This is a genomic window from Paenibacillus sp. FSL R7-0345 (assembly GCF_038595055.1).
Lineage (GTDB): Bacteria > Bacillota > Bacilli > Paenibacillales > Paenibacillaceae > Paenibacillus_AQ.
On sequence record NZ_CP152002.1, the window covers coordinates 2,249,591 to 2,261,538 of the forward strand.

Consider the following 11,948-nt stretch of genomic DNA (forward strand, 5'->3'; position numbering starts at 1 on the left):
ACAAAATGCACTCATCAGGATGTTCAGCCATCTGGTTTTCTGCATACAAACACAGCAAGCACAGCAAACACCCCACAGCCATCGCGGCTATGGGGTGTTTTTGTGTCAATCATGCGCTATTGGAGTGTTGTGCTGTATCAATCATGCGGCATAAGGTATTTCACTGTGTCCATTACACTGAACTCTTACAGCCAACCAAACCGGTCAGCCCTTAACCGCTCCGGCAACAACGCCTTTGACGATATACTTTTGCAGGAAGATGAATACGATGATGGACGGCAGTACGGCCATTACCATGGCTGTCATCGCATACTGCCAGTCGGAGGTGTACTGTCCAACGAAGGTGTACGCGGCCAGGGTCAGTGTCTTGGTATCCGGTGAGCCGTTGACCATCAGGAGCGGGAGCAGGAAGTCGTTCCAGATCCACATCACGTCGATGATGACGATGGTAGTTGTTACCGATTTCAACAGCGGGAAGATGACACTGAAGAACAGGCGGAAGCCGGAAGCCCCGTCGATCGTGGCGCTTTCGTCGATTTCCAGCGGAATCCCTTTAACAAAGCCGTGATAGATGAATACGGCCAGCGGTGCGCCGAAGCCCCAGTAGAGCAGGCCAAGTCCCCAGGTGCTTTCGGACAGGTTCAGGTTTTTGGCCGTCTGCAGCACGGTCAGCATGATCGACTGGAACGGAATCAGCATCGGCATAATGCAGAGGAAATAGATGACACCGCTCCATTTTGTTTTGGTCCGGGCCAGCTTGTAGGCGGCAATGGAGGAGACAAACACGATCCCCAGAAGCCCCACCCCTGTGATGATAAAGTTGTTCAGGAACAGCCGCGGGTAGTTGATGAATTCCCATACATAAGAGTAGTTGGCGAACGTCAGCTTTTGCGGCAGGGCGATGACGTCGGTCATGACCTCGCTGAAGCTTTTAAATGAGTTAATAATCGTCAGGAACAGCGGATACAGGAACAGCAGGGAGAGGAGGACGAGCACAATCTCGAGTATGACTTTTCCGGATTTGTTGTTGGTTTTCATTATGCCTCCACCTCTCTCTTCTTGAAGAATGTAAGCTGAATTACGGTAACGATCAGCACTGCAACGAACAGGATAAGCGCTTTCGCCGTACCGTAGCCGTACAGGTTATTCTGGAATGTGTCACGGTAGATGTCATAGGCGATACTGTAGGTGGTTCCGCCGGGACCGCCGCCGGTCAGTGACAGGATCACATCGAACACTTTAATCGAGTTGGTCAGCGCCATAAAGACCGAGATGGTAATGGATGGTGCAAGCAGCGGCAGCGTGATGCTGAAGAAACGTCTGAGCGCTCCGGCACCGTCCACCGTTGCTGCTTCTTTAAGATCCTCAGGCACGGACTGCAGGCCGGCGATGTAAATAACCAGATAGAACCCGATGGATTGCCAGATCGATACCCCTAATATGGATATAAAAGCGAGCCCCGGCGTCCCCAGCCAGCTCAGATCGAAGATTCCCCAGCCGGTGCTTTCACCGAGCGAATTGAAGCCCTGCATAAAGATGAACTTCCAGATGAAGCCGACGATAACCAAGCTGAGGATGTAAGGAATAAAGAAGGCCGCTCTCAGCCAGGAGGTAGACTTCAGCTTCATATCTAACAGCACGGCCAGCAGAATAGCCAGCACATTGACGATAACGATGTAGAGCACGGCATATTTTATCGTAAACCAGGCCGAATCGGAGAAATTCGTATCTCCCGTAAAAATCTGTTTAAAGTTATCCAGTCCGACGAACTTGGGATGCTTGGAGATCCCGTTCCATTTGGTCATGGAATAACGGATGGTCATTATGAACGGGACGTAGAAGGCTACTGCGATACAGATGAGAACGGGGAGGGTGAACAGCCCGAATTCCGTTTTCTCGCGCCATTTTCTGCCGAGTGATTTTAACATGGATGCACCTCTTCTGCTATTTATAGGATGGGAGTAAAGGCCCCCGCTTGCCACACTTAACCATTCCGGTTAGTCTATATTGTGTATTATAGGGCAGCGCCGTATACTCAGAAATGGATTTAAGAAGACAGTTAGGGGTAAAAAAGTGAACTGAAAGCGTACACAAATAACAAGCGGAGGAGGCTGCGTCCATCATAAAAAACACCCTGCAAAAGCTGCTGGAGCCGCTGCTGGAGCGGATTTCTCGCCGTCTGGCCAACAAGCTGATCCTGCTGTTCTCCATTATTATCATCCTCGTGGTCACTTCACTGACGTTCATCTCCTACGGAATGCTGCGCAAGGAATCAGTGAATAACAGCATAGCGAGCACAAGCAACAACCTGCTGCTGGTCGGCCGGAATCTGGAGAGCTATCTTAACGGGATTGAACAGCTGTCCCTGCCGCAAATCTCCTATGATGAGTTCGCTTACGCGATTACGCATGAATCACAGGACTATGCTTCCAAGATGTATGTGGAGGATTATCTGAAAAATCTCTATTTTTCACGCAAGGATCTGGAGTCGATTTACCTGTACATTATTAAGGAGCAGAAATATTATTTTGTCACCAAGGAGAACTATAATATTACGGTCCGGGTGGCCGAGCATCCGCCGATTGATAATCTGACCTGGTACAAGCGCGCGCTGGCTAGCCCCAATAACCGGTCCTACCAGTCCTTTGTCAATGATACGGTGGAGCAGGGCGACTATAGGGTCAATCCGGAAAAAAGCTTCATGGGCTACCACCGGCTGCTGCGCTCGATAGCTTCCCGTGAGCCCCAGGCGGTGCTGTCGCTGTATTTCAATTCCAGTGTGACGGATGAGATTATGAAGGATATTCCCTTTGCGGAAGGGGAGCATCTGATGTATATCAGCCCGGACAACGAGCCGTTCGTCGTGGATAACCGGACATTCTATGCCCGGACGGAGGAGGCGGATCTGCCGGATCAGCTTACACCGGAGCAAGGCGGGCAATTGACCTGGGCGGATGACGGGGAGAAATACCTTGTTATCTACGATATTAGTCAAAAAGAGGGCTGGAAGCTGGTTAAGCCGATTCCTTACAAGCAAATTTATGAAGCGGCGACCACGACACGCAAGATTAGCTATTCGATCGGGCTGCTTTTTCTGATGGCTTCGGTCATTCTGGTCAGTTATTTGTCCAACCGGATCACAAGTCCGCTCAAGAATCTCTCTCTGCAGATGAAGCGTTTCAGCGCCGGCAGCTTTGAAGCGGAAGCCAGGGTCGAGGGCAATGACGAGATCGCCTATCTGTCCCGGCATTTTAACAAGATGGTGGAGCGGACGAATGAGCTGATTAATGAACGCTATAAGATGAAAATCGTCGAGAAAAACGCGGTGCTCAAGGCGCTTGAAGCCGAGATTAATCCGCATTTTCTCTATAACGCCCTGCAGGCGATTTCCACCAAGGCGCTCAAGAACAACAATGATGATATCGTTGAAATGGTCGATAATCTGGCGCTGACCCTCAGATATTGTATCAGCGGGCGGGATGTCGTGCAGGCAAGCGAGGAGCTGCGGCATATTGAGCGTTATCTGGCTCTGCAAAAAGCCCGGTTCGGCAGCCGGATGCAGGTGGTCTTCGATTGGGATGAGAGCCTGATGGAGCTGCGGATTCCCAAGTTGTCCGTGCAGACACTGGTGGAGAACTGCATCAAGCATGCTCTGGAAAAAGTATCGGCTACTGTCACCATCCGGATTGAAGCGCATGTAACGCCGGCCTACAGTGTGATTTCGGTGACGGACGACGGGCCGGGAATGACGGCGGAGCGTCTGGAGGAGGTGCTGGGCTCGCTGCAGATCCAGTGGGATGAGGAGACCCGTGCTGAGACAGCCGGGGAGGAAGGAGGGCAGGAGAGCATCGGGCTCAAAAATCTGAATACCCGGCTTAAGCTGCTGTACGGGGATGAAGCCGGACTGCTTATAACGAGTGAGGGAAACGGAACGACAATGGATATTCTTTTACCGCGGGGAGGCCAATAACAACATGTATAAAGTGCTGATCATTGATGATGAGGAGCCGCTGCGCGAAGCGATTCATATTCTGGGTGACTGGAAGGGGCTGGGGATCGGCGAGGTGCTGGAGGCGACTAACGGCAGGGCCGGACTGGAGATGCTGCGGGAGCATAAAATAGATCTGGCTCTGGTCGATATGAAAATGCCGGAGCTCGGCGGCAGCGAGCTGCTGCAGATTGCGGAGCGCGAGTTTCCCGAGCTGCTGCTGATTGTAATCAGCGGTTACAATGATTTCGAATATACCCGGCAGGCGATCCGCTCCAAGGTGGTCGATTATCTGCTGAAGCCGGTGAACCGCGGTGATCTCAACAGTGCACTGCGTAAGGCTGTAGATATGCTGGAGGCCAGGAAGCGCAAGCAGAGTGAGTTCATCACGCAAAACATTACTTTGAATATGTCCGTACCGAAGCTCAAGGAGAAAATGTACCTGTCTATTCTGGAGCGGGGCTTCAAGAACCAGTCTAATGAGGCTTTTCTGCCCTTGATCGGAGCCGATTCAGCCGGCAGCCAGTTCACGGCCGGCATCCTGCGGCTGCTCAATCTGGAGCAGGTGCGCCGCGCACGGTTTCATGATGACCGGGATCTGATGCATTTTGCCGTGACCAATGTGATTAATGAGAACAGCGGCGGCGGCTTTGAGGCTTTCAGCTTTGTGAACCCGAAGAATGAGCGCGAGCTGATTGCGGTGTTTACGATGAAACAGGGCTATGAAGAGGATGCCGCCTTCCATTCCATACATCAGCTGAAAAAGGCTGCTGCGACGTTGAAGGAGCTGTTCGGTATAGTCTGTGCCGGTGCGGTCGGGGCTACATATGGTGATTATCTGGAGCTCGCCGGCTCCTATGATACAGCAAAAGCGCGGCTGGATGAGATTGACCTGCTGCAATTGAAGGGGCCGCTCGTGGCCGGTGGCGGCGCTGCCGTACAGGAATTCAAGGACAGTCCTTCCCTGACCGGGCGGATGCCGCAGATCCGCAGCATTATGGAGAGCGGAAATGCCGCCCATGCCAAAAGCATTCTGAACGAGTTCACCCAAAAATGGCGCTCCTCCGCCCGTTTCAGCCTGGGCGATGCGGAGCGGACGCTCCGCGAATTTCTGATTCTGCTCGGTGATATTGCCGGGGAGCTGGACGAGCTGCCTCCGCTGCTCCGCAGTGTGAAGAACAAAGGGCTTGCCGCACTGGGTATCAGCGGTGATTACGCTTCGTTCACCCAGTTTGAAGCGCTGCTGAATGAGATTCTCGATGCCTATGCCGGGGAGATCAGCAGATCGCTGGCCGGTAACCGCAGCGGTGTGCTGGAAAATATTAAAGCATACATTGACAACCACTATTTTGAGAATATTAAAATATCGATGTTCACGGATAAGTATTTCCTGAGCAGAGAATACTTGATGAAGCTGTTCAAGGGTAAATACGGCTGCGGTATTCATGAGTATGTACAAAAGGTAAGAATGGACAAAGCCAAGGAGCTGCTGGCCGACCCCGCACTCAAAGTTCAGGATATTTCCGAGATGCTGGGGTATAAGGATAAGAACTATTTTAGCAAGGCGTTCCGTAATTACTACGATTGTTCGCCTTCTGAATTCCGGACAGGGACCTTGGAGGCAGAAAAGTGAAACGGTTACATTAGCCCACTTTTTTACCCTTAGAAGTTCACTTATGTACATTCTTATCCTTTTTCTTTTTATTTAGAATAAACAACAAGAACACAAGATGCATGAGGAAAAGGGGGCAACATCATGTTAAAAAAATTCATGGCAGTTTCTGCGAGCCTGCTGCTCGCCGGAGGATTGCTGGCCGGCTGCGGAGGCAATAACAATAATGCTGCTAACAACACGGCTGGAACAAATGGCGGAGATAATGCAGCTACCGAAACAGACTCCTCCAAGCCCGTAACGATTAATATGTTCACCGCATCTCCGGAGTACACGGACGCATTCAATGCTTATATTGCCGAGTATAAAAAAGTGAAGCCGAACGTGACCATCAACCTGGAAATTATGCAGGCCGACTATAATACCGTGCTGAAATCCAAAATTGCTGCCGGCAGCACACCTGACGTTTTCCAGACTACCGCCGGCGGGGATATTGATACTTTTGCTGAATACAGTGCAGACTTGACCAATGAACCGCTGGCTGCAGCAATGACCGATGCGGTACGCGCCAACATGAGCTCCTCAGACGGTAAGGTGCTGGGTCTTCCGGTAAAAGGCAATCTGTTCGTGCTGATGTATAACAAGAAACTGCTGGCAGATGCGGGCATCACAGAGGTTCCGAAAACGACGGTTGAACTGGACGATGCCATCACTAAATTGGAAGCCAAGGGAATCACACCGTTCGCGAACGCCTACAAAGAGTGGTGGGTATGGAAGCACATCTTCCAGCACTTTGTAGACGCAGCGGCTACGGATGCCGGTATTGAAGCAAAAACACTGGTAGCTAACTTTATCGCCGGCGAAACTACCTTCAAGGATCATCCGGTGCTGTACGATAACTTCTTCAACTTTATTGACACTACGGTTAAACACGGAACAGACAAGCCGCTTGAACGCGACAGCAATGCTGAAGTGAGTGATTTTGCGCTTGGCAAAGCGGCATTCATGACCGGTAAAGGCGCATGGGATGAGGAAGCAATCAAGAAAATCACGCCTGACTTTGACCTCGGCATCGCCGGCTATCCGGTGAGCGACAAAGCTGAGCAGTCGCAGATTATTACCGGTGCCGACCAGGCGCTGCGCATTAACAAGGATTCCGCAGTGGCTGCCGAAACCATCGAGTTCTTCAACTGGCTGTACACTTCCGAGTACGGCAAGAACTGGTTCTCTACTGTAGCCAAAGTCATTCCGCCGATCAAGGATGCTCCAATGCCTGACCTGCAGATGCCCAAGGAAATGGATGAGATCCTCAAAACCGAGAAATCCGGCGACCTGTCCGTCAACTACTCACTGGATACCTTCCACCAGAAATTCGGTGAGCTGATGCAGGCTTATATCGGCGGCAGCAAGACCAAGGATCAGGCGATTGATGAGATTCAAAAAGCATGGATTCAATTCGGTTCGGCTGAATAACGCAGAGTGATAATCCGGGACGGTCTCAATGGTAAGGTTCTTACCGGCGGGGCCGTCTGTTTTTGTGAATGAAATAGAGAAATTTCACTTAATGCCTATATAATCAGGATAGAAAACATCACTTGTCAGGAGGATTCAACACATATGACCAGCAGGCTGCTAGAGATTAATGAAAACGGATTATATCTTACAATTGAGATTACGGAGGAGCTGGATGTCCGGCTGCTGCATTTCGGGGCGGCGCCGCTTGAGCCGGGCGTGATTGCGGACAAGCACAAGCCGGGCTTCCGGCTGCTGGAGCTGCAGCTGTCCGGGGAGGACCGGGATGAGTATCACGGCCGGACGCACCGTGCCTCTTATCCGGGGCTGCGGATGGTATACAGCGGACACAGTGACACAGTGAATGTGCTGGGGCGCAAGCTGGAGCTGATGCTCGCTGATCCGGTGACTGATCTCAAGGCAGTACAGCATTTCCAGTTTTATAACGGAGTACAGATTGTCCGCGCCTGGACGGTGCTGCGGAATGAAGGAGACAGGGAAGCGGCGGTAGAGTATGTTTCTTCTTTTGCTCTTACAGGTGTGGACAAAGAGGGCAGCGGGGAGAGAGGCAGCAAAATCGAAGTTACGCTGGCGCACAGCGGCTGGCAGAGCGAGCTGCAGTGGCGGACCTACAGTCTGCCGGAGCTGGGCATGTACCATCTGGCTGACCGGGGCTCAAAGCGGATCGCCGCCAGCAATACCGGCTCCTGGTCGGCAGCGGAGCTGCTGCCGATGGCGGTGCTGCACAATAAAGAAAGCGGAAGCAGCCTGTTCTGGCAGATTGAGCACAACGGCTCCTGGCACTGGGAGCTAACCGACCAGTATGATCAGCTCACCCTGCTGGTAAGCGGCCCGACAGAGCACGACAACCATTGGTGGCTGAAGCTTGCACCGGGTGAGGAATTCACCTCGGTTCCGGCGGCTGCCGGCTCCGTTCAAGGCGGGATAGAAGCGGCTGCTGCCCAGCTGACTGCGTACCGGCGGATCATCCGCAGACCGAATGAGGACAATGAGCTGCTGCGGATTATTTTTAATGATTATATGAACTGCCTGTGGGGCAGTCCGACGACAGAGAAGCTGCTGCCGCTGATCGACGCTGCGGCGGATGTAGGCTGTGAATATTTCTGTATTGATGCCGGCTGGTATGCCCCGGGCGAATGGTGGGACGGCGTCGGCCAGTGGGAGCCTTCGGCCGAACGTTTCCCGGAAGGCATCAAATATGTGCTGGATTATATCCGCGGCAAAGGAATGATTCCGGGACTGTGGCTGGAGCTGGAGGTTATGGGCATCAACAGTCCGAAGCTGGCTGAAGCCGATGACAGCTGGTTCTTCATGCGGCATGGCAAGCGGGTTAAGGACCGCAGCCGCTACCAGCTGGACTACCGCAATCCTAAGGTCATTGATCATGCCAATGGTGTTATTGCCCGGCTGGTCGAGGAATATGGCGTCGGCTATATCAAAATGGACTATAACATCAATGCAGGCATCGGCACCGAGACGGATGCCGACAGCTTCGGCGACGGACTGCTGCAGCATAACCGGGCCTATCTGGCCTGGCTCGACAGCATCTTTGTACGTTATCCGGAGCTGGTCATCGAGAACTGCTCCAGCGGCGGCATGCGGATGGATTATGCGATGCTCAGCCGCCATAGTATCCAGTCCACCAGTGACCAGGAGGACTATGTGCAGTACGCGGCAATTGCTGCAGGTTCCCCGCTGGCGCTGACTCCGGAGCAATCGGCGGTCTGGTCCTATCCACTGCGTGAAGGCGATGATGAAGAGGTCATTTTCAACATGATTAACGCCCTGCTGCTGCGTGTGCACCAGAGCGGCCATCTGGCGGAGCTTGCGCCCGGCCGCAGGGAGCTGGTGCGTGAAGCGCTGGATTACTATAAGTCGATCCGCGCGCACATTCCGCAGGCAATGCCGTTCTGGCCGCTTGGCCTGCCGGACAGCGGGGGCCGGTGGGTCAGCTACGGCCTGCAGCACGGAAATGTCCGCTATCTGGCTGTCTGGCGGATTGCCGGTGAAGAGCAGGGAATTACGCTTCCGCTGGCAGAGCTGGCCGGCCGGGACGTATGGATCAGCTGTGCCTACCCTAAGCAGCATAGCTCTGAATGGAGCTGGAACAAGGGCGAGGGCAGCCTAAGCGTAACCATTCCGGCCGGCAAAACGGCCAGACTGTTTGAACTGCATGCTTAACAGGTTAAATAAGGTCTAAAGGACCGGATGAATGGGAACACCTTTCGCAATCTGGAGAAGATTATCCAGTTCTTGCGGAGGGTGTTTTTTGCTATTTACACAAAAAACTATTATTATTCAAAGGAATCAAAATGGATTATTATGAGGATTATTTTAATATTTTGTCGAATCATCTCTAAACTTTGTCGAATAATATGTCGATAAATATCAAAAGATGTAGAAATAAATTTGACAGGGAAGATATAGCACTTTACAATGCAAATATGAGCGTAATCATTACTACTATTTAGAAGCCTTGATAGCTTTTAACACAAATGATTATATAAAGTGCTTATTTCAAGGGAGGATGCATAATAATGAAAGCTACAGGTATTGTGAGAAAAGTGGATGAACTGGGACGTATTGTAATTCCGATTGAGCTGCGGAGAACAATGGGAATTGACATAAAAGACCCGCTGGAAATTTTTGTTGACGGTGAAAAGATTATTCTGAGAAAATACGAGCCTACCTGCATCTTCTCCGGAAGCGCAGAAAACTTGATTAATTTCAGAGGCAAAATGATCAGCAAGGACATCCTTGATGAACTGAACGCCAGCTTTGACCGGGTATAATTCTTAAATCTAAAGCTTGTAATTATACAGGACGACAAGACCGGAGTGCAGACACTGTAACAGTGGACGCTCCGGTCTTTTTAGTTTTCGGGGTGCCCTGCTTTGCGGGTTACTTCGTTTTCAGGATAGCCCGTTTCGTAGACAAGGTGTGCTGCAACCTATATCATTAAGACATGCAGAACAACATGAAGGGAAGGGTCACCTGATGACGAAACTGAAGAAACCGGAAGCGATTGTCTTTGACATGGACGGAACACTGTTCCAGACAGAAAGCCTGTTATTGCCTGCTTATCATAAAATGTTCGATATTCTCCGTGCAGAGGGACTGTACACCGGCCCCACGCCGCCGGAGGAGCGTATTCTGGGCAGCCTGGGTATGCTGCTTGCGCAGATCTGGCACAACGTGATGCCGGAAGCGGATGAAGCGGTACACCGCAGAGCGGATGAGCTGCTGCTCCAGCTGGAGATTGAAGGGCTGGAAGCTGGCGGCACGCTGCTGTATCCGAAGGTGGCAGAGACGCTGCGCGCGCTGCGTGAACGGGGCGTAAGGCTGTTCGTCGCCAGTAACGGGCTGGCCGATTATATCCACAGCATTGTTGTAGTACATGAGCTGAAGGATTTGTTCGAAGGACTGTACAGCGCGGGCGGCCAGGGAACGGCGACAAAGACAGAGCTGCTGGGTCTCCTGCTGAAAGACAACGGGGTAAGCAGCGCATGGATGGTCGGTGACCGTTCTTCCGACGTAGAGGCTGGCAAAGGCAACGGGCAGACGGTGATCGGCTGCGGATATGCCGGCTTCGGCCGCCAGGAGGAGCTTAAGGGCTCGGACGTTATTATTTCAGCATTCGATGAGCTGATCGGACTGTACGACCAGGCAGAGTGAATACTCTTGTACCTAATAAATGAGGCCTTCTTTCCGCTGCTTGCGGGAAGAGGGCCTTTTTGACGAATACAACGGGATAAATTCCGTTCACTTCAGCCTGCTGCGGAATGGTGAAAGTGAGTACGGCAAGCCAGCTGAGGGGAAGTCCTGTTTATTTAAAAAATTAGGTTGATAACCTATCTATTTTGTGTTTTAATTCAATATATCTCCGCAGAAACGGAAACCGTTCCCGGGCGTCCCCCGGTGCATGACGGCAAACCGTTTCTTCTTGCTGTCTGTGTAACGCTTTCTCCCGGATGTGAATATAAATACTTGGCATGAGGTGAACCCCTTTGATCAACTTATCTGTAGTTGTTCCTGTTTATAATGAAGAAGATCAGATTATGGAGCTATATTTAAGCATTACAGCTGCGGTAAGGGACAAGGCGGACAGCTATGAAATCGTGCTGGTGGATGACGGCAGCAGGGACCGGAGCGCTGCCATTCTGGATGAGCTGGCTGCAGGCGACGAGACGGTCATCCATTTCGAGCGGCACTGCGGGGAGACGGCAGCAATTTCTGCAGGACTGAAGCAGTCCCGCGGGGAGCTTATTGTACTGATGGACGGCGGGCTGCAGGGCAATCCTCAGGATATTGTCCGGCTGATGCCGTTTATCAACAAGGTGGATTTCATAAACGGCCGGCGGTCGGACGCCGCAGCATCACTGCTCACGAGACTTCCGGCACAGCTCGGTAATCAGCTCCGCAACTGGCTTACCGGAGAACAGATCCGCGATTCGGAATCTCCGCTCAAGCTGATGACACGTGAGGTTGCGGACAGCTTCCATCTATACAACGGGATGCACCGTTACCTGCCGACGCTGGCGCGGATGAACGGTTACTCCGTCATTGAAGTTTCCGTTACATACCGGAAGAAAAAAGGCAGGGGTTTCAAGTTGCGGTTTATTAAACAGCTCATAACCGGACTGCTGGATATTGCTGTTATCTGCATGCTGAAACGCAGAGTCGTCCATTACCGGATCAGATCCTCCCCGAATCTGAAATAGTACATTTTGGCGTATATTGTCGATTGTCGGGAAATAACGAAGAAAGCTGTCAATATTTGAAAATAGATGTTCTTTTTCTGAAAACTAAGGGGTG

The 11,948-nt window shown here is 51.8% G+C and carries 9 protein-coding genes; 7 read left to right on the top strand and 2 right to left on the bottom strand.

From position 1 onward, the window contains the following. Positions 1–204: 204 nt before the first annotated feature. Positions 205–1,038, bottom strand: a complete 834-nt coding sequence (locus tag NST84_RS09340) for a carbohydrate ABC transporter permease (RefSeq protein ID WP_342565317.1) — start codon at positions 1,036–1,038, stop codon at positions 205–207. Next, positions 1,038–1,928 carry a sugar ABC transporter permease gene (locus NST84_RS09345; RefSeq protein WP_342565318.1) on the bottom strand — a complete coding sequence of 297 codons (891 nt, stop codon included), beginning with the start codon at positions 1,926–1,928 and terminating at the stop codon, positions 1,038–1,040. The genes NST84_RS09340 and NST84_RS09345 overlap by 1 nt, the downstream gene beginning before the upstream one ends. A gap of 296 nt (positions 1,929–2,224) precedes the next feature. Between NST84_RS09345 and NST84_RS09350 the strand changes: the two genes are divergently transcribed. The 7 genes from NST84_RS09350 (at position 2,225) to NST84_RS09380 (ending at position 11,854) form a co-directional block, all read left to right on the top strand. Further along, a complete protein-coding gene (locus NST84_RS09350; protein WP_342565319.1) occupies positions 2,225–3,970 on the top strand; it encodes a histidine kinase in 1,746 nt (581 codons plus the stop codon). Between the two features lie 4 nt (positions 3,971–3,974). After that, positions 3,975–5,621 carry a helix-turn-helix domain-containing protein gene (locus tag NST84_RS09355; RefSeq protein WP_342565320.1) on the top strand — a complete coding sequence of 549 codons (1,647 nt, stop codon included), beginning with the start codon at positions 3,975–3,977 and terminating at the stop codon, positions 5,619–5,621. A 123-nt stretch (positions 5,622–5,744) separates the two neighbouring features. After that, positions 5,745–7,073 carry a sugar ABC transporter substrate-binding protein gene (locus NST84_RS09360; protein WP_342565321.1) on the top strand — a complete coding sequence of 443 codons (1,329 nt, stop codon included), beginning with the start codon at positions 5,745–5,747 and terminating at the stop codon, positions 7,071–7,073. Positions 7,074–7,217: 144 nt separating this feature from the next. Then, positions 7,218–9,314, top strand: coding sequence for a glycoside hydrolase family 36 protein (locus NST84_RS09365; RefSeq protein WP_342565322.1), 2,097 nt, complete (start codon positions 7,218–7,220; stop codon positions 9,312–9,314). Between the two features lie 353 nt (positions 9,315–9,667). Then, entirely contained in the window at positions 9,668–9,925 is a 258-nt protein-coding gene (locus NST84_RS09370) for an AbrB/MazE/SpoVT family DNA-binding domain-containing protein (protein WP_342566383.1), read from the top strand. Positions 9,926–10,130: 205 nt separating this feature from the next. Beyond that, on the top strand, positions 10,131–10,808 hold the full coding sequence (locus NST84_RS09375) for an HAD family hydrolase (RefSeq protein WP_342565323.1): 678 nt from the start codon (positions 10,131–10,133) through the stop codon (positions 10,806–10,808). 332 nt (positions 10,809–11,140) lie between these two features. Continuing rightward, a complete protein-coding gene (locus NST84_RS09380) occupies positions 11,141–11,854 on the top strand; it encodes a glycosyltransferase family 2 protein (RefSeq protein ID WP_342565324.1) in 714 nt (237 codons plus the stop codon). Positions 11,855–11,948 lie beyond the last annotated feature (94 nt).

Excerpts from the sequence above, each read along its gene's own strand:
- NST84_RS09340 (WP_342565317.1), bottom strand. The coding sequence starts at position 1,038 with ATGAAAACCAACAACAAATCCGGAAAAGTCATACTCGAGATTGTGCTC.
- NST84_RS09355 (WP_342565320.1), top strand. The coding sequence starts at position 3,975 with ATGTATAAAGTGCTGATCATTGATGATGAGGAGCCGCTGCGCGAAGCG.
- NST84_RS09365 (WP_342565322.1), top strand. The coding sequence starts at position 7,218 with ATGACCAGCAGGCTGCTAGAGATTAATGAAAACGGATTATATCTTACA.
- NST84_RS09360 (WP_342565321.1), top strand. The coding sequence starts at position 5,745 with ATGTTAAAAAAATTCATGGCAGTTTCTGCGAGCCTGCTGCTCGCCGGA.
- NST84_RS09345 (WP_342565318.1), bottom strand. The coding sequence starts at position 1,928 with ATGTTAAAATCACTCGGCAGAAAATGGCGCGAGAAAACGGAATTCGGG.
- NST84_RS09375 (WP_342565323.1), top strand. The coding sequence starts at position 10,131 with ATGACGAAACTGAAGAAACCGGAAGCGATTGTCTTTGACATGGACGGA.